Source organism: Streptomyces sp. NPDC001002 (assembly GCF_053599215.1).
This window is the reverse complement of the sequence record NZ_JBSFLV010000180.1, coordinates 1-17322: the sequence shown is the minus strand read 5'-3', so window position 1 is coordinate 17322 and position 17322 is coordinate 1. Positions and strand designations below refer to the sequence as shown.

The following is a 17322-nucleotide window of genomic DNA, read 5'->3' as shown; positions in this document are numbered from 1 at the left end:
CACGACGCCATCCGCACCGCCCTCACCCCGTACGACACCGTCCTGATCGCGGGTGGCCGCGCCGCCGCGGCCCAGCTGCGCGCCGACGCGTCCCGGCTTGCCGGTGAGCCCGACGCGCCGAGCCTCAAGCAGTGCCGGGTCACCGCGGACGATGCCGCCGCCGCGGCGGCCGACCTGCGCACCGCCTTCGACGCCACGCCCTACCGGCCGACCGGGCTGTCCACCGGTTCGCGCGCCGTCGTCCGACTGGTCGACGAGCTGACCTGGCTCAGCGCCATCGTGGCCGACAGCACGCCACCGTCCGACGGCACCGACACCACCGCGCCCGACTGCGACCGGGACGCCCATGCCGTACGACGGGCCGCCGCCACCGTCCTGGAACGCGCCGCCGATCTCCTCGACTCCCCGCGCACCGCACCCGACGCCCTGCGCGCGGCCTCCGCCGAACTGCGCGCCGTCATCGACGGCATGGAGCACGGCGCCACCACCAGGCTGCCCGTGCATCGGCCGCGCCCCGGTACGGAGACGGAGATCCGTGCCTTCATCGGCGTCCTGGACCTGTCCTTCCGCGCCCAGGAACTGGGGTTCGCCACCCTCCAGATCGCGGCCAACGTGGATCTGGCCGCGGCGGCCGAGCACCGCAGCTGGCCCGAGCGGCTCCTGGGCCACGAACCCGGTTCCGTCACCGGACCGCTGGCCTCGGCGCGGGAGCGGGCCGGCGCCCACCTCCAGCGCGAGTCGGTCTGGCTGCACAACAGCCTCCGGGGCGCGCTCGGGCTCGGCATCGCGGTCGCTCTCGCGGACGTGATCAGTGCCCAGCACTCTTTCTGGGTGCTGCTGGGGACCCTGTCGGTGCTGCGCTCCAACGCCCTCAACACCGGGCAGAACGCCGTCCGCGCGCTGGGCGGCACCCTCGCCGGGTCGGTCCTCGGAGCCGGGCTGCTGCAACTGATCGGCGACCACGACACCGTGCTGTGGTTCCTGCTCCCCGTCGCCGTGCTCGTGGCGGGCATCGCGCCGGCGGCGATCTCCTTCGCCGCGGGTCAGGCGGCCTTCACCGTCACCCTCGTCATCCTGTTCAACATCGGCCGGCATCCCGACTGGCACATCGTGCTGTTCCGGATCGAGGACATCGCCCTGGGCTGCGGGGTGAGCGTGCTCGTGGGCCTGTTCTTCTGGCCGCGCGGTGCCACGGCCGCCGTGGACCGGGCGCTGGCGGCGGCGTACACGGACAGCGCGCGCTATCTGGCGGGCGCGGTGCGCTACGCGGTCGGCCGCTGCGCCGCCGGTCTCCCGCCCGTCGCCCCGCCCGACGAGGAGAACCGGCAGGCGGCCGCCGCGGCACGCCGGCTGGACGACGCGTTCCGCAGCTACCTCGCCGAGCGCGGCGCCAAGACCGTGCCGCTGGCCGACATGACCACTCTGGTCACGGGCGTCGTCGGACTGCGCTTGGCCGCCGACGCCGTACTGGGCCTGTGGCAGCGCTCCGATGAACAGCCCGAAGGAGCGGACCGGGCCGACGCCCGCCTCGTTCTCCTCGGGACCGCCGACGGAGTGTCCGGCTGGTACCGGAACCTGGCCGCAGGCCTGGACGAGGGCGCCCCGGTGCCGGCCCCGATGCCGCCCGACCCCGCCGCCGAGGCCCGCCTCGTCGCCTCTCTCCGGCACGACCTGCGGGACGAGAACGGGCAGGCCACGGACACGGCCGTCCGCATCATCTGGACCGCCGACCACCTCGATGTGGCCCGCCGCCTCCAGCCCTCGCTCGCGGCGGCGGCGAAGCCGGACACCGCGGACCGGCGGGTCAACTCGGCTTCGCGCCCAGGCGGTTGATGTCCCGGCTGTCGAGAACGTGTCGCTCCTCCGCACCCGGAGCTGCCGCCACCGCGATCATGGCGCGGCCCAGCGACTCGGTGGTCGTGGTGTGGCCGGGCGCGAGGCGGTGCAGGACGGGATAGAGCCAGGCAGTCAGGCCGTAGATCACGCGGTAGGCGGACGTCTTGGAGACGGCCCCCTTCAGGGGCCGGATGTACCCGGGCCGGAACATGTAGGCGTTCATCGGCAGGGCCAACAGGGCGTTCTCGGTGCGCCCCTTCACACGGGCCCACATCGTGCGGCCCTTCTCGGTGCTGTCGGTGCCCTCACCGGAGACGTAGGCGAAGGTGAGCCCGGGGCTGCGTTCGGCGAGGACGTGGGCGGCGGCCAGCGTGTAGTCGTACGTGATGCGCGTGTAGTCGGCCTCGTTGCGCCCGGCGCTGGAGACGCCGAGGCAGTAGAAGCAGGCGTCCAGGCCGGTCAGTTGCTCGGCGAGGGCGGTCAGGTCGGTGAAGTCGTCGTGGACGATCTCCTGCAGCTTGGGATGGCTGACGCCGAGGGGACCGCGGACCACCACGACGACACGGGTAACCGCCGCGTCCTCCAGGCAGGCGTGCAGCACTCCGTGGCCGACCATGCCGGACGCACCGAAGATGACGACGTTCACGAGCGGCTCCGTGGTGGGAAGTTGGGGGTCAGGGTGTACGGGCGAGTTCGGTGTCGATGAACCGGTTGAGGTGGCGTCGGGCGTCCTGCGTGCTCAACGGCGGTGCCTGGCGCAGACGTTGCAGGGCGAGCCCGTCGGCGAGGGCGGCGAAGCGGACGGTGAAGCCGTCGAGGTCGGCGCCGGTGAACTCCCCGTCGTCCACGCCCCGTTGGGCGAGGGCGCGGATCTGCTGGTGCCAGGCCTCGTACCGTTGGGCCTGGCCGCGCGTGAACGTCTCGTCCGTGGCCTGGTCGCCCGCGTTCCAGTAGTCGAACCACATCCGCCAGTGCCGGTCGGTGTCCTCCGTGAACAGCGCGTCGACCAGCAGCCGCAGCGCCTCGGCGCCTGTGTCCGCCCGCTCCGCGGTCTCGCTCAGCTCGGCGTAGTACCGCTCGATGTGCAGCACCATCGCCTCGGAGAGGATCTCCTGGACACTGCCGAAGTGGTACGTCACCGTGCCGACGGACACCCCGGCCGCGGCAGCCACGTCCCGCACACCCACGGCGGCGTAACCGCGTTCGGCGATCAGCGGAACGGCCGCCTCGACGATGAGGCGCCGGCGGACCTCGGTGGGCTGCCGGGTGCGGTCGGCGGCGGCGACGGCACGGCGCGGGGTCCTGGCGGCCGTCATCCGGACGTCCTCCCGACGGTGCGGTGCCATGCGCGCTTGACCACTGTCTCTCCGTTCGCCCGTGCCTCGATGCGACTGTCCATGATGAAGTCAGCGGCCGTGGCGCGCAGCTCCGTGGACGCCATGATCTCAGCGTCGTAGCCCTCCCCGCGCCGCAACCGGATCCGCCACTCGGAGACCGCCTGAGCCGACAGCGGATCATCACTCCGAATCCGATACGTCTCGCGCGCGCTCTCCTCGTAGCGCAACCCGTCCGGATACGTCCGCGAGCCGCCGTAGTTGGGGTCGACCTCCAGCGTCCACTCCCCCGCCGCCACATCGTGCGTGACCAGCCGCTCCGGACGTGGTGTCGGCGGCGGGTCGTACGTCACCGGCAGCGGCGGAGCCTGCTCGGGCTCCTCGAAGCGGATCGGCGGCTCGTCGCCGGGCTCGCGCACGGGCAGGACTACGGCGCTCTCCGCCGGTACGACGCTCAGCTCGCCGCGTTCGCCGTGCGGCCACACCCACGGCCAGTAGGTGTCCGACACGGCGACGCGGACGCGGTGACCGGGCGGGAAGGCATAGCCGATCCCGGTGAGTTCGATCTCGACGTCCTCGTACGTCCCCGGACTCCACTCCACCGCCTTGTCCCGCCCCTGCCTGCTCAGCAGGTTGAGCACGCCACGGGTGACGAGGGTGGACGAGCCGTCGGGGGCGACGTCGCAGAGCCGGGCGATCACATGGGCGCGCGGGGTGGCGCTGTCGAGGCGCAGCCGCACGCGCGGGCGGCCGAGGATCTCGACGCGCTCGGTGAGCGGCGCGGAGTCGAAGCAGACCGAGCGGCCGTCCTCCTCGCGCTGGTCGGGCGGCAGGTCGCTCGCGTTGCCGAAGGGGAAGAAGCGGCCCGCGTCGAGGCCGGTGTGCTGCGGCGAGCGGACGAGCACGGGAGCCGTGCCCGCACCCAACGGCCTTGCATCCCAGGTGACTTGTGGTGAAGGCCAGTCGGTCTCCCCCACCCAGCGGCCCGGCAGCACGTCGTACGAGGTGGCGGGCGGGACGGAATCGGTGATCCAGGCCCGCAGCAGCGGCTCCTCCATGGCCCCGGTGTCGATGCCCTTGAGGTGCTGGTCCCACCAGCGCAGGGTCTCCTGGAGGAAGCCGATCGCGGGGCCGGGAGGCAGACCTCGGTCCGGGTACTGGTGCGACCACGGGCCGATCAACCCCCGTACGCGGTCGGCCGGGAGGTGCTCGACGAGGCGGAGCACCGCGTCACGGTACGGGTCGTTCCAGCCGCCGACCGCGAGGACGGCCGCGTCGATCGCGGTGTAGTCCTCGCAGACGCTGCCGTGCTTCCAGTAGTCGTCGCGCTGCTGGTGTTCCAGCCAGGTGTGCAGGAAGGGTTCGAGGGCGTCGAGGCGCTCGCGCCACATCGGCACCCAGCGGTCGGCGCCGACGGTCGCCGGGTCCGGTGGGCGGGCGGCGAAGGCGAGCATGGTGCCGGCCCAGGCGAGCATGTCGATGCCGAGGACGGCGCCGCCCATGTAGTGGACGTCGTTGTCGTAGCGGTCGTCGGTGGAGCAGACGGTGACGATCGCCTTGAGGGGTTCGGGGGCGAGGGCGGCGATCTGGAGGGAGTTGAAGCCGCCCCAGGAGATGCCGAACATGCCGACCTTGCCGGTGCACCAGGGTTGTGCGGCAAGCCAGTTGACGACGTCGACGCCGTCCGCGAGTTCCTGCTCGTCGTACTCGTCGCCGGGCGTGCCCTCGCTGTCTCCGTGGCCGCGGATGTCGACGCGTACGGACGCGTAGCCGTGGCCCGCGTACCAGGGGTGGCGTTGGGCGTCGCGCGGGGCGGTCCAGTCGCTCTTGCGGTACGGGAGGTATTCGAGCAGCGCGGGGACCGGGTCGGACTCGGCGTCGGCGGGCCGCCACACGCGCGCGTGCAGCCGGGTCCGGCCGTCCCGGGTGGGGATCCAGACGTCCTCGCTGACGATCTGGCGCTCGAACTGTTCGCGGTACTTCACGAAACTCCTTCCGCGACGGGGGTGTTGAGAGGGCGCCAGCGTCGGACGCGGTGACCACCGTCGCCCTGGTCGGTCCAGATGTCGTCACCGTCCGCCGCGTCGGCCCAGTCGAGGGTGTCGTCGACGAAGGGCCGTGCGTCCGGGTCGGGTTCGAGGGCGGCCGCCATGAGCTGGCGCGTGTAGGGGTGGCCGGGTGCGGCGAACACGGCTTCCGTCGGTCCCTCCTCCACGACGACGCCGTGCCGCAGGACGACGACGCGGTCGGCGATGCCGCGCACGACGGCGAGGTCGTGGCTGATGAAGAGACAGGCCAGGTCGCGTTCGCAGCGCAGGTCGTCGAGCAGGCGCAGGACGTCGGCCTGCACGGAGACGTCGAGGGCGGTGGTGATCTCGTCGGCGATCAGGACGTCGGGTTCGCCCGCCAACGCCCGTGCGATGCCGATGCGTTGGCGCTGGCCGCCGGAGAGCTGGGCGGGCAGGCGCTCGGCGAGAGCCGGGTCGAGGCGTACGTCGGCGATGAGCCGGCGGGCCTGCTCGGCCGCCTCGGTACGCCCGGTCGCGGTGCCGAAGAAGCGCAGAGGGTGGCGGACCGCGTCGCCCACGGAGCGGCGGGGGTTGAGGGAGGTGTCCGCGTTCTGGAAGACGAGCTGGATCCGGCGGCGCAGGGCGAGCGGACGCCGGTGCGCGGGGCGGGCCAGGTCGCCGGTCTCGTGGGTCAGCGTGCCGCCGGACGGGGTGCGCAGGCCCGCCAGGGTCCAGGCCAGCGTGGACTTGCCGCTGCCCGACTCGCCGACCAGGGCGACGACTTCACCGCGCCGGACGTCGAAGGAGACACCGTCGACGGCGCGTGAGCTGCCGTAGTCGATGGTGACGTCGTGCGCGGAGACCGCGACCGGGGAGTCCTCGGGCACGATCGCCTTCGGGCGCACCACCCGCTCCCCCGCCTCGGTCACGACGGCGAGGCCGGTGTCCTCCAGACGCGGGACGCTCGCCAACAGCCGCTTCGTGTACGGGTCCTGGGGCTGGGCGAACAGCTGCCGGGTGGGTGCCGTCTCCACGACACGGCCCGCCTTCAGCACACACACCTCGTCGGCCATGTGGGCGACGACGCCGAGGTCGTGGCTCACCAGGACGGCGGCCAGGCCGAGTTCGTCGCGCAGAGCGGCGATCAGATCGAGGACACCGCGCTGGGTGACGACGTCCAGGCCGGTCGTCGGTTCGTCGAGGACGAGCACCTTGGGGCGGGCGGCGATCGCCATGGCGATGGCGACGCGCTGCTGCTGACCGCCGGAGAGTTCGTGCGGGTAGCGGCGGGCGAGTTCGGCGGGGCGCGGCAGCCGGACCTGTTCGAGGAGGTCGGCGACGGGTACGGTGCCGCCCGCCTCCTCGATCTGCCGGTCGATCCGCATGGTGGGTGTCAGCGCCTGCCCGGCGTTCTGGCCGACCATGGCGACGGTCCCGCCACGCAGCCGCCGCAACTCCCGTGCGGGCAGGGCGAAGACGTCCTGGCCGTCGACGCGGACCGAGCCGCCGGTGACACGGGAGCCGTGGCGCAGGTGGCCGAGGAGCGTGGCGGCGACGGTCGACTTGCCGCTGCCCGACTCGCCGACGAGCGCGAGCGTGCGTCCCTTGGCCACGTCCAGCGACACCTCGTGCACGACCGGCACGTCCCGACCGCCCGAACGGTAGGCCACGGAAAGGGAGTTCACGGAGACGATGGGGTCCAGCGGGGACCCTCCCGAGGTCGAGGTCGCCCCAGAACCTCCCGCGTTCGAGGTCGTCACAGTCCCTCCCTGATCCGGTCGACGCCCCACGCCTTGGACAGGCCGTCGGCCGCGAGGTTGAGCCCGACCACCAGCGTGGCCAGGGCGATGATCGGCGCGAGGCTCGCCATCGGTACGACGGTGATGGCGGTGCGGTTCTCGGCGACCATCAACCCCCAGTCGGGGGTGGGCGGGTCGGCGCCGAAGCCGAGGAAGGACAGCGAGGAGATCAGCAGCACGACCCAGGACGCGCGCATCGCGAACTCGACGCAGACGACGTCCGTGATGTTCGGCAGGACCTCCCGGCGCAGGATCGACCAGGTGCTCTCGCCACGGGCCCGGGCCGCGGTGACGTAGTCCATGGGGACCACCGCGAGGGCGGCGCCGCGCACCACGCGGGCGACCTGCGGGACGTAGACGACGGCCACGGCCAGGACGATGACCGCGGGTCCCGTGCCGAGGGCGGTGACGACGACCAGCAGGGCGAGGATCGACGGGATGGACAGGACGGCGTCCAGGATCCGGCCGAGGACGTCGTCGAACCAGCCGCCGCGCAGGGCGGCCGCGCAGCCGACGACGGTGCCGAGGGCGACGGTCAGGAGGGTGGCGGTGACGGAGACGCCGAGCGCGTAGCGGCCGCCGTACAGCACGCGCGCGAGGACGTCTCGGCCGTACTGGTCGGTGCCCGCCCAGTGATCGGCACTGGGGCCGAGCAGGGCGTGCGAGGCGTCGTTGGCGATGGGGTCGTAGGAGGTGAGGAGCGGGGCGAGGAGGGCGATCAGGACGTGGACGGCGACGATCGCGAGGCCGACGGTGGCCGTGCGGGAGGAGCGCAGGGTGCGCCAGGCGCGGGCGGCGGCACGCGGGCCCGGCGCGACGACGGCCGGTGTGGTGTCGAGGGTGGTCATCGGGTCCTCCCGCGGGTGCGGAGCCTGGGGTTGAGGGCCATGGCGCCGAGGTCGGCGGCGAGGTTGCAGCAGACGTAGACGACGGCGCTGACGAGGGCGACGGCCTGGATGACGGGCAGGTCGCGGTTCTGCACGGAGGAGAGCATCAGCTTGCCGATGCCCGGGTAGTTGAAGACGTTCTCGACGACGGCGACCCCGCCGACCAGCCAGGCGACGTTGAGGGCGATGACGTGCAGGGTGGGCAGCAGGGCGCTCGGCAGGGCGTGCCGGGTGACGACCCGCCAGGTGGACAGGCCCTTGAGGCGGGCCGTGGTGACGTACTCACCGGCCATCACGTCGATCACCGAGGTGCGGGCCATACGCACGATGTAGGCGGCCATGACCACGGCCAGCGCGAGGGCGGGGAGCCATACGGCGGGCAGGAGTTGACCGACGCTCGCTTCGGGACCGTAGAGGACGACCGCCGGGAACCACGGCAGGGCGACCGAGAAGCACAGCACCAGCACGGTCGCCACCACGAACTCGGGGACGCTCATGCCGATCAGGCTGACGGTGGAGATGACGTGGTCGGGCCAGCGGTCGCGGTACAGGCCCGCGAGGATGCCGAGGACCAGGGAGCCGGTCACCGCGAACAGGACGGTGACCAGGGCGATGAGCGCGGAGTTGCCGAGGTACATGGCCACTTCGCCGCCGACGCCCTTCCCGGAGACGAGCGAGGTGCCGAAGTCGCCGTGCAGGGCGCCCTTGATCCAGTCGAAGTACCGCTCCCAGGCGGGCCGGTCCAGGCCGAGCTGGTCGCGCAGGGCGGCCACGGCGTCCGGGGTGGCGTCCTTGCCGAGGATCTGGGTGGCGACATCGCCGGGCAGGGCCTGGACGGCGAGGAAGACGAGGACGGAGGAGAGGAACAGCGTGCCGACGGCGGAGGCCAGTCGGCGCAGCGTGAAGGAGAGCATGGTCAGGCCCCCTTCAGGCCGATGCCGAGGTAGTCGAACTCGAAGCCGTGCTCGGCGTATCCGCGCACCCTGCGGGAGATGCCGACGAGCCGGTCGGCGAACATCGGGGTCATCGCCCCGCCCTTCTCGATCACCAACGTCTGCGCCTCGCCGTAGAGTTCGCGCCGTTTCGCGTCGTCGGTCTCGGCCCGGGCCCGGTCCAGGACGGAGTCGAACTCCTTGTCCGACCAGGCCGTCTCGTTGTACGAGGAGCCGCTGCGGAAGATCTGGGTGAGCAGCTGGTCGACGGGCCGGCCGGTGAACCAGTAGGTGGCCATCAGCGGCTTCTTCATCCAGATCTGCGTGTAGTACGAGTCCGCGGAGGCCGTTTTGACGCGGACGCTGATCCCGGCGCGTTTGGCCGAGTCCTGGTAGGCCAGCGCCATCGGCGTGAACAGCGGGTCGTAGGCGGAGGTGTAGAGGTCGACGGCGAGCCCTTCGTGCCCTGCCTGCTTCAGCAGGAACTTCGCCTTCTCCGGGTCGTGCTTCGGGTGCGCGGAGACGTACGCGGGGTCGCTCGGCGGCACGGGGTTGTCCCAGCCCGCGGTGCCCGCGCCCTGGAGCGCCACCTTCACCACGTGCTCGGGGTCGTAGGCGAGCTTCATCGCCTGCCGGACGCGTACGTCGGTGAAGGGCTTGTCGGTGGTGAGCATCGGCAGGACGTACCACTGGGCGTCCTTCACGCGCGCGATGGTGGCCCGGTCGGAGGCGGCGACCACGCGGGCGGTGGCGAAGTCGAGGTTGGTCTGCGAGAGAAGGTCAACCTGCCCTGCAAGCAAGGCATTTGAGCGGGCCGACATGTCGGCGACCGAGTAGAAGTCGATCGCGTCGAGGACCGGGCGGCCCGCCCAGTGGTCCACGTACGCGGTGACACGGCCGGGTCCTGCCGGTGCGAACGACTCCAGCTTGAAGGGGCCGGTACCGATGCCGGTGCGGCCGATCGACTTGGCGCTGCCGTCCGGGACGACGTAGCAGTTGTAGTGCGTGAGCAGGCTCGGGAACTCGGCGTTCGGGGTCTTCAGCGGGACGACCAGCGTGTGGGCGTCGGGCGTGCCCAGCTTCGCGGGGTCGATGAGCGGGGCGAGGACCGCGGCCTGCGGAGAGGCGGTCGCCTTGTCGAGGATGTGGCGCAGCGTGTAGGCGGCGTCCGCGGAGGTGAAGGCGCGACCGTCGTGGAAGGCGACGCCCTTGCGCAGCCGGAAGGTCCAGGTGCGGGCCTTGCCGTCGCTCTCCCAGGACTCGGCGAGATCGGGGGCGAGTTCGCCGTCGGAGCCGATCCGGACGAGCCGGTTGAAGAGGGCGCCCAGGTACTCGTACGCGGACAGGGAGCTCGCCGGGTCGAGGGTCTCGGCGTCGGAGGCGGGCGGCCGGGCGATGCGCAGGGTGCCGCCGCTGTCGGGGGCGCCCTGCCGCGCGGCGACCGGCAGCACCGGCGGGGCGGCGGCGCCCGTACAGCCGGACAGCAGCCAGGACGCGCCGAGCGAGGCCACGGAGGCCGCGCCCGCGGCGAGCACCGACCGCCGGCACGGGTGGTGGATGTCGGACATGGACCGACCGTCCCTCTCGCTATTCGTTCAGCGGAACGATTGAGTGAAGTGCGTGAACGATAACGAGACGACGCTTTCCCGCCAACCCTTCGGGCACGGAAATTAACCTCGCGAAACCGACCGGTAACGGGAGGCGGGGTGAGGGAGGGATGAGCGGTGCCCGGACGACACGCGGGCGGTCGGACCGGCGGGCGGCTCAGATGTCGGAGTCGATGCCCGTGATGATCACGGGGCCGAGCGGCGCGGAGTTCTCGTCGAGACCTGCCTCGCGCAGGGCGGAGTCCGCGAGCCGGCGGGCGTCCTGTTCGGCGTCGGCGCGGGTGTCCGCCTCGACCTTCATGTGCAGGGTGAAGGTGTTGTCGTCGTTGACCGCGAGGACGTCGAGGTCCTCGGTGTTCCCCAACTGGGTGGCGTGCGGATCGGCCGGACGCAGGGCCCGGGTCAGCTCCGCCTTCGCCCCGGCCTCGATCCCGTCGGTGAAGGTGCCGGGCACTGTGACCACGTAGGTCGTCATGGTGATCCTTCCGTCGGGGTGAACCACCGTCTACCCAGCTTCGCGCCGCCGACCCTCCCCTGTCGCGCCGGGTCGACGGGTGCGCCTCCCGCCTGCGAGAGTCCCCTTCGCACCCGCACTCCCGGGCCGGACCAGCGAAGGAACCCCATGGCGCGCATCACCGGCAGCACGATCCTGATCGTCGGCGCCTCGTCCGGGATCGGGGCCGAGGTGGCCCGGCTGCTGGCGTCCGGCGGCAACCGGCTGGTCGTCACGGCCCGGCGCGCTCCCGAGCTGGCGTCCGTGGCCGCGGAGGTCCGGGCCGCCGGGAGCGACTGTCTCGACCTGCCCGCCGACGCCCTGGACCCGCGAGCGGCGGCCGGGGTGGTCACGGCGACGGTCGCGGAGTACGGGTCGATCGACATCGCGCTGCTCAACGCGGGCCAGGGACCGGACCTGCGGATGGATCAGGTGAGCGTCGAGGACGTCTCGCGGATCATGGCGCTCAACTACGACGTCGTCGTCAACTATCTGGTCCCGCTGATCGAGCAGTTGGGGGCCCAGCCGGCCGGCGGGCTCATCGCGCACACCAACTCGCTGGCCGGGCTCATGGGCCTGCCCCGGCAGGGTCCGTACTCGGCGGCGAAGGCGGCCGCCCGTACGCTCATCGACGCCGCGCGCGTCGAACTGGCGCCCAGGGGAATCCGGTTCACCAGCATCCACCCGGGTTTTGTGGCGACCGACCGGATCAGCGGGGACGGTCTGCCCAAGCCCTTCGAGATCAGCCAGGAACGCGCGGCGCGGTATGTCGTCCGCGCGCTGGAGAGGGAACCGGCGCAGGCGTACTTCCCGTGGGCCACGACGACGCTGGTGCGTACGCTGCGGGCCCTGCCCACGCCGGTCTCCTCCCGGGTACTGCGCCGCCTGGCCGCCGGATAGGCGGCGGCCAAGCGGCTACGGCGTCAGGAGCGACGCGTGCGACGGCCCATGTAGAGCGCACCGGCACCGATGGCGACGACCGCCGCGGCACCGCCGGCGATCGCGCCGACCGGCGCGCTGGAGCCGGTCTCGGCCAGCGGCGGACCGCTCGGGCTCGACTTGGGCTCCGGCGTGTTCGGCGGCGTCGTCATCGGCGGGACGTCCGGGGTGGTGGGGGGCGTGGTGGACGGCGCCGGGGTGGTGGGCGGCGTGTCCACGGGCGGCGTGCTGCCGGCCGGGGTGGTGGGCGTCGCGGGGGTGGTGGGCGGCGTCTCGGACGGCGTCGGCGTCTCGGGCGTGCCCGGGGTGCACTCCTTGTCGCCGCCGTTCCAGGCGGCTATGAGGTGGTACGGCGTGTTGACGTTGCCCGGCTGGTACGGCAGCGGACCGTGGCCCGTGCCCGTCTTGCCGTCGTAGGAGATGTCGTCGCCGTACAGGTCGATCTGGCCGTAGCAGTCGGGGGACTTGACCGACAGCTTCTGCCAGGTCCGGCCCTTGTCGTCGGCGCCGGCGAGGTCGTCCTTGGTGAGGTAGACCGAGGCCTTGTCGACCATGGTCTGGTGGCCCGAGGTGTACCAGTTGGGGCCTTCGGTGGTGTATTCGGCCAGGGAGACCGGGTAGGTGCAGCCGTCGGCCACGGTCTGGCCCGGCGCGAGCCTGACCTGGACGGTGCCGGGGACGGTGGTCCACTGGAGGAAGCCGCCCTGCGACGTCCAGTCGGCGCCGACAACGTTTCCATCCTCACCGACGATGCGGTACTGGACCGTGGCGGCGTTGCACTCGGCCGTCGTGGCGCTGGCCGTGCCCGCGCCGAGCACGGGCACGAGGGCGGCGGCGAAAACGGTTGCTGCGAGGGCGGCAAGGGTTCTGGGTTCTTGCGAACGCGACAAGATGAGCCTCTGTGGAAAAGAAGGTGTGGGAGGTGGCACAGCGTGGTGGGTACGCGGTCGGCAGCGACAACGGCATGCGTGACCGAGCCACTCGCGTCACTTCGCTCAGTTCAGTCACAGCGAAGGTGTGAGCCGCATTCTTGTCACCTTCCACAACTCCCGTCAATCCTTCACGAGTTGCTCACGACCTGAAGGTCATCATCCGTCCCCCCGCATGACCAAATCGTGATCTGAGCGGCCTCGCTCTTCGCCTCACTCCGCCGTCTTGCGCGCCAGCGCGTTGTTGCCTATCGAGTTGTGCACACTGAAGCTCACGGCGTCCGAGCGGTAGCGGTCGTCCGACCACTCGACCGGGCGGCCCTCCCGGGTCGTGGTCACACGGCGCACGCGCAGCAGAGGGTTCGTACGGCGGATCTCCAGCAACTCGGCGTCCTGGGCGCTGGCGGCGACCGCGTCGATGACGTGCTCGCCGTAGGCGAAGACCAACCCCGTGCCCTCGAAGAGGAGTTGGGTGACCGACGGGGCGTCGGGGTCGATGCCCTCGACGGCGGGCGAGATCCAGTCGGCGTACACGGTCCGCTCCACCAGGACCGGCTCGCCGTCCAGGCCGCGCACCCGCAGGACGTGCAACACCGGGACGCCCGGGCGCAGTTGGAGCCGGGCGGCGTCCTGTGCGGTGGCCGGCAGATACTCCTGCGCCACGACCCGGCCGGTCGCCTCCCGGCCCATCGCGCGGGCCCACTGGGCGAAGCTGCGCAGTTCGGCGAAGCTCTGGCTGCGGCGGCTGGCGAGCACGACCCGGCGGGCGCCCTGACGGGAGCCGATGAGGCCCTCGGACGTCAGCGCCGCGACCGCCTGGCGGACCGTGCCGCGCGAGACGCCGTACTGGGCGGCCAGCTCGGTCTCCGCGGGCAGCCTGCTGCCGACCGCGTACTCCTCGCGGTCGATCGCCTGACGCAGTTCGTCTGCGATCTCCTCGTGTCGCGTCGACACTGTTTCCCTCCGAGTCGGCCTCTGTGCACAGAGTGATCAGCCTAGACGAGCACCATATGCGAACACGCTTGCCTGTGATTGTGCAGAGAATCGCGGGTCAGGATTTCGCCGATGTTTACGGTCCGGACACCAAGGACCGCATTACTGGGGCCAACTTGTTCAGACAAGTTCTCAGCTCTTCGCGTCCCCTGCGCCCCCTTCTGGAGTCCCCGTGTCCCAGTCGAGAACAGCCGTCCTGACCGGCTCCCTCGCCGTCCTCGCCGCACTCGCCCTGAGTGCCTGCGGCGCCGCTCCCGACAACGAGTCGACCACCGCGGACGGCAAGAACGCCGCCACCGCCACCTCCGCCGCCGACTTCGGCGGCATGGACGCCCTGGTGAAGGCGGCCAAGAAGGAGGGCACGCTGCACGCCATCGCCCTCCCCCGCGACTGGGCCAACTACGGCGCCCTCATCGACGGCTTCACGAAGAAGTACGGCATCAAGATCACGGACGAGAACCCGGACGGTTCCAGCCAGGACGAGATCAACGCGGTGACCTCCCGCAAGGGCCAGGACCGGGCGCCCGACGTCCTCGACCTCGGCTCCTCGTTCGCGCTCAGCGCCGCCCAGCAGGGGCTGCTCGCGCCGTACAAGGTCGCCTCCTTCGACGACATCCCCGAGGGCCAGAAGGACCCGAAGGGGCAGTGGTTCAACGACTACGGCGGCTACATCTCCATCGGCTGCGACGCCAAGCGCGTCAAGGCCTGTCCGACCACCTTCGCGGATCTGCTGAAGCCGCAGTACAAGGGTCAGGTCGCCCTCAACGGCAACCCGACCAAGTCGGGTTCGGCCTTCGGCGGCGTGTACGCGGCGGCGCTCGCGAACAAGGGCTCCTTCGACGACATCCAGCCGGGCCTGGACTTCTTCGCCGAGCTGAAGAAGAACGGCAACTACACGCCCGTCGAGTCGACCCCGGCCACCGTGGAGAAGGGCGAGACGCCCATCTCCATCGACTGGGACTACCTGAACGCCGGTTACGCCGACGAGTTCAAGTCCAAGGGCGTCGACTGGAAGGTCTCGATCCCGAGCGACGGTCAGTTCGCGCAGTACTACTCGCAGGCCATCAACAAGGACGCCCCGCACCCGGCGGCCGCCCGCCTGTGGCAGGAGTACCTGTACAGCGCCGAGGGCCAGAACCTGTGGCTCAAGGGGTACGCGCGTCCGGCGCTGATGACCTCCATGGAGGCCGCCGGCACGCTCGACAAGACCGCCGCCGCCAAGCTCCCGCAGGTCAGCGGCACGCCGTCCTTCCCGACCGAGGCCCAGCAGGCCAAGGCCAAGACGGTCATCGCGCAGGGCTGGGCGAAGGCCGTCTCCGGATGACGGCCACGCTCACGCGGGCCGACGTGGTTGCCGCCGCTTCTTCGAAGCGGCGGCGCCGCGTTCCCGGCTGGATCGCCGTGCTCCCGCTGCTCGTGTTCGTCGCGGTCGCCTTCGGGGTGCCCGCCGTGGCGATGCTGAACGGCGCCTTCACCGTCAAGGACCAGACGACGGGCGCCACTTCGTACACCACCGCCAACCTCACCGACTCGCTCCAGGGCGCCTACTTCACCGCACTGGTCGGCAGCGTCAAGCTGTCCGCCCTCTCGGCCGCCCTCGGCACCCTGCTCGGCCTGCCGCTCGCGCAGGTCGTCGTCACCTCCCGCTTCCGCGCGCTGCGCGAGGCCGTGCTCACCGCCTCGGGCGTCCTCGCCAACTTCGGCGGTGTCCCCCTCGCCTTCGCGTTCGTCGCCACGCTCGGCAACGCCGGTGTGCTCACCACCCACCTGGGCCTCAAGGACAAGGGCTGGAACCTCTACAGCTTCTCCGGCCTGGTCCTCGTCTACCTGTACTTCCTCATCCCGCTGATGGTCCTCACCATCACCCCGGCCCTGGAGGGCCTGCGCACCCAGTGGCGCGAGGCCGCCCAGAACAACGGCGCCACCGGCGTCCAGTACTGGCGGCACGTGGCCCTGCCGGTGCTGCTGCCCTCGCTGCTCGGCGGGTTCGTCCTCCTCTTCGGCAGCGCGTTCGCCGCGTACGCCACCGCCGCGGCCATGGTGGGCAGTTCGGTCCCGCTGGTCACCCTGCAGATCGCCGACGCCATCTCCGGCAACGTGCTGGTCGGCCAGGAGAACGTGGCCCTCGCCCTCAGCCTCGACATGGTCCTGGTCGCGGGCCTGGTCATGGCCGTGTATCTGCCCCTGCAACGACGGAGCGCGCGATGGCTGGACGCCTGAACCTCTGGCGGTGGGTCGTCCTCGCCCTCGCCGCCCTGTACTTCCTGGTGCCGCTCGCCGCGTCCGTGATCTTCACGGTGGACGTGCCCGGGCAGGGCGTCACCTTCGACGCCTACACCGAGATCGTCTCCACCGACGGCTTCACCACCAGCCTGGTGCTCTCGCTGGAACTCGCCGCCGCCACCATCGCCGTGGTCCTGCTCCTGATGGTCCCGGCCATGGTCGCGCTGCGGCTCGGCGCGCCCCGGCTGCGGCCCGTCGTCGAGGTGATCTGCTCCCTGCCGCTGGTGGTGCCGCCGATCGCGTTCGTCGCCGGTATCGCCACGGTCCTCAAGTGGGGGCCCGACTACCTGTCCAAGACCCCGCTGTTCCAGACCTTCGTGGCGATCCAGAACCCGGACTTCCCCTTCATCCTGGTGCTCGCCTACGTCGTGATGGCGCTGCCGTTCGTCTACCGGGCGCTGGACTCGGGGCTGCGGGCCATCGACGTGAAGACCCTCGTCGAGGCCGCCCGCAGCTGCGGCGCCGGCTGGCCGCAGGCGCTCGTGCAGGCCGTACTGCCCAATCTGCGCGGGGCGTTGCTCAACGCGTCCTTCCTCACGCTGGCGCTGGTGCTCGGCGAGTTCACCGTGGCCCAGCTCCTCGGCTTCCAGCCCTTCGCCGTGTGGATCTACAGCGTCGGCGGGTCCAACGCCCAGCTCTCCGTCGCCGTCTCCGTGCTCAGCCTGGTCGTCACCTGGGCACTGCTCCTCACGCTCGCCGGTGTCGGCGGCCGTGACAAAACCGCCAAGTCCCGGGGATAACCATGACCGCCACCACGCTTGAGAAGACCACCACGGAGAACGCCGCCACCGTCGAATTCCGCGGCCTGCGCCGCGAGTTCGGCCCGACGGTCGCCCTCGACGGCCTCGACCTCACCGTCAACCCCGGCGAGTTCCTGGCCCTGCTCGGCCCCTCCGGCTGCGGCAAGACCACCGCGCTGCGCATGCTCGCCGGGTTCGAACACCCCACGTCCGGCGAGGTGTTGGTGGACGGCAAGGACGTCACCGACGTGCCGGCGCACCGTCGCGACGCGGGGATGGTCTTCCAGTCCTACAGCCTCTTCCCGCATCTCAACGCCGTCGACAACGTCGCCTTCGGACTGCGCATGCGCAAGGTGCGCACCTCCGAACGGCGGTCGCGTGCGGCCGAGTTGCTCGACCTCGTCGGGCTCGGCGACAAGGGCGAGCGCTTCCCGCACCAGCTCTCCGGCGGGCCCACTGGGTGCGGGTGACCGGCGTACCGCCCTTGACCGCGACGGTCACGGTCCGCTTCGTCATCCGCTCGGGCTTGCCGTCCACCAGG

Annotated in this window: 15 protein-coding genes and 1 pseudogene; 6 read left to right on the top strand and 10 right to left on the bottom strand. The window is 71.5% G+C overall.

Features of this window, described 5'->3' with window-relative positions; all coding sequences use genetic code 11:
• Window positions 1–1833: FUSC family protein (locus ACWDR3_RS42260; protein WP_450357922.1), on the top strand; the 1833-nt coding region annotated here is incomplete at its 5' end.
• Here the strand turns inward: ACWDR3_RS42260 and ACWDR3_RS42255 are convergent.
• The 8 genes from ACWDR3_RS42255 to ACWDR3_RS42220 form a co-directional block, all read right to left on the bottom strand.
• On the bottom strand, window positions 1805–2482 hold the full coding sequence (locus ACWDR3_RS42255; RefSeq protein WP_450357921.1) for an NAD-dependent epimerase/dehydratase family protein: 678 nt from the start codon (window positions 2480–2482) through the stop codon (window positions 1805–1807). The genes ACWDR3_RS42260 and ACWDR3_RS42255 overlap by 29 nt on opposite strands.
• A gap of 28 nt (window positions 2483–2510) precedes the next feature.
• Window positions 2511–3152, bottom strand: coding sequence for a TetR/AcrR family transcriptional regulator (locus tag ACWDR3_RS42250; RefSeq protein WP_450357920.1), 642 nt, complete (start codon window positions 3150–3152; stop codon window positions 2511–2513).
• Window positions 3149–5155, bottom strand: coding sequence for a CocE/NonD family hydrolase (locus ACWDR3_RS42245; protein ID WP_450357919.1), 2007 nt, complete (start codon window positions 5153–5155; stop codon window positions 3149–3151). Before ACWDR3_RS42245 ends, ACWDR3_RS42250 begins: the two co-directional genes overlap by 4 nt.
• The gene (locus ACWDR3_RS42240) at window positions 5152–6882 is read right to left on the bottom strand and encodes a dipeptide ABC transporter ATP-binding protein (RefSeq protein WP_450357923.1); all 1731 of its coding nucleotides are present in this window, start codon (window positions 6880–6882) and stop codon (window positions 5152–5154) included. The genes ACWDR3_RS42245 and ACWDR3_RS42240 overlap by 4 nt, the downstream gene beginning before the upstream one ends.
• A 53-nt stretch (window positions 6883–6935) precedes the next feature.
• Entirely contained in the window at window positions 6936–7826 is an 891-nt protein-coding gene (locus ACWDR3_RS42235) for an ABC transporter permease (protein WP_450357918.1), read from the bottom strand.
• The gene (locus tag ACWDR3_RS42230) at window positions 7823–8779 is read right to left on the bottom strand and encodes an ABC transporter permease (RefSeq protein WP_450357917.1); all 957 of its coding nucleotides are present in this window, start codon (window positions 8777–8779) and stop codon (window positions 7823–7825) included. The genes ACWDR3_RS42235 and ACWDR3_RS42230 overlap by 4 nt, the downstream gene beginning before the upstream one ends.
• Before the next feature lie 2 nt (window positions 8780–8781).
• Entirely contained in the window at window positions 8782–10365 is a 1584-nt protein-coding gene (locus tag ACWDR3_RS42225) for an ABC transporter substrate-binding protein (RefSeq protein WP_450357916.1), read from the bottom strand.
• A 196-nt stretch (window positions 10366–10561) separates the two neighbouring features.
• Window positions 10562–10879 (bottom strand): hypothetical protein, encoded by a 318-nt coding sequence (locus tag ACWDR3_RS42220; protein ID WP_450357915.1) that lies wholly within the window; start codon window positions 10877–10879, stop codon window positions 10562–10564.
• A gap of 147 nt (window positions 10880–11026) precedes the next feature.
• Between ACWDR3_RS42220 and ACWDR3_RS42215 the strand changes: the two genes are divergently transcribed.
• Window positions 11027–11797 (top strand): SDR family NAD(P)-dependent oxidoreductase, encoded by a 771-nt coding sequence (locus ACWDR3_RS42215; RefSeq protein ID WP_450357914.1) that lies wholly within the window; start codon window positions 11027–11029, stop codon window positions 11795–11797.
• A gap of 23 nt (window positions 11798–11820) precedes the next feature.
• Here ACWDR3_RS42215 and ACWDR3_RS42210 read toward each other — a convergent pair whose 3' ends face one another.
• A complete protein-coding gene (locus tag ACWDR3_RS42210; RefSeq protein ID WP_450357913.1) occupies window positions 11821–12726 on the bottom strand; it encodes a hypothetical protein in 906 nt (301 codons plus the stop codon).
• 252 nt (window positions 12727–12978) lie between these two features.
• Window positions 12979–13719 (bottom strand): GntR family transcriptional regulator, encoded by a 741-nt coding sequence (locus ACWDR3_RS42205; protein WP_450357912.1) that lies wholly within the window; start codon window positions 13717–13719, stop codon window positions 12979–12981.
• 211 nt (window positions 13720–13930) lie between these two features.
• Between ACWDR3_RS42205 and ACWDR3_RS42200 the strand changes: the two genes are divergently transcribed.
• The 4 genes and pseudogenes from ACWDR3_RS42200 to ACWDR3_RS42185 form a co-directional block, all read left to right on the top strand.
• Window positions 13931–15082 carry an ABC transporter substrate-binding protein gene (locus ACWDR3_RS42200; RefSeq protein ID WP_450357911.1) on the top strand — a complete coding sequence of 384 codons (1152 nt, stop codon included), beginning with the start codon at window positions 13931–13933 and terminating at the stop codon, window positions 15080–15082.
• Entirely contained in the window at window positions 15079–15978 is a 900-nt protein-coding gene (locus ACWDR3_RS42195) for an ABC transporter permease (RefSeq protein WP_450357910.1), read from the top strand. The genes ACWDR3_RS42200 and ACWDR3_RS42195 overlap by 4 nt, the downstream gene beginning before the upstream one ends.
• The gene (locus tag ACWDR3_RS42190; RefSeq protein ID WP_450357909.1) at window positions 15963–16781 is read left to right on the top strand and encodes an ABC transporter permease; all 819 of its coding nucleotides are present in this window, start codon (window positions 15963–15965) and stop codon (window positions 16779–16781) included. Before ACWDR3_RS42195 ends, ACWDR3_RS42190 begins: the two co-directional genes overlap by 16 nt.
• A gap of 2 nt (window positions 16782–16783) precedes the next feature.
• Window positions 16784–17233: pseudogene (locus ACWDR3_RS42185) on the top strand (ABC transporter ATP-binding protein); the annotation flags it as partial.
• Window positions 17234–17322: the final 89 nt, after the last annotated feature.

Coding starts and splice junctions, on each gene's coding strand:
- ACWDR3_RS42250 (WP_450357920.1), bottom strand. CDS start 3,152: ATGACGGCCGCCAGGACCCCGCGCCGTGCCGTCGCCGCCGCCGACCGC.
- ACWDR3_RS42235 (WP_450357918.1), bottom strand. CDS start 7,826: ATGACCACCCTCGACACCACACCGGCCGTCGTCGCGCCGGGCCCGCGT.
- ACWDR3_RS42230 (WP_450357917.1), bottom strand. CDS start 8,779: ATGCTCTCCTTCACGCTGCGCCGACTGGCCTCCGCCGTCGGCACGCTG.
- ACWDR3_RS42225 (WP_450357916.1), bottom strand. CDS start 10,365: ATGTCCGACATCCACCACCCGTGCCGGCGGTCGGTGCTCGCCGCGGGC.
- ACWDR3_RS42220 (WP_450357915.1), bottom strand. CDS start 10,879: ATGACGACCTACGTGGTCACAGTGCCCGGCACCTTCACCGACGGGATC.
- ACWDR3_RS42215 (WP_450357914.1), top strand. CDS start 11,027: ATGGCGCGCATCACCGGCAGCACGATCCTGATCGTCGGCGCCTCGTCC.
- ACWDR3_RS42195 (WP_450357910.1), top strand. CDS start 15,079: ATGACGGCCACGCTCACGCGGGCCGACGTGGTTGCCGCCGCTTCTTCG.
- ACWDR3_RS42190 (WP_450357909.1), top strand. CDS start 15,963: ATGGCTGGACGCCTGAACCTCTGGCGGTGGGTCGTCCTCGCCCTCGCC.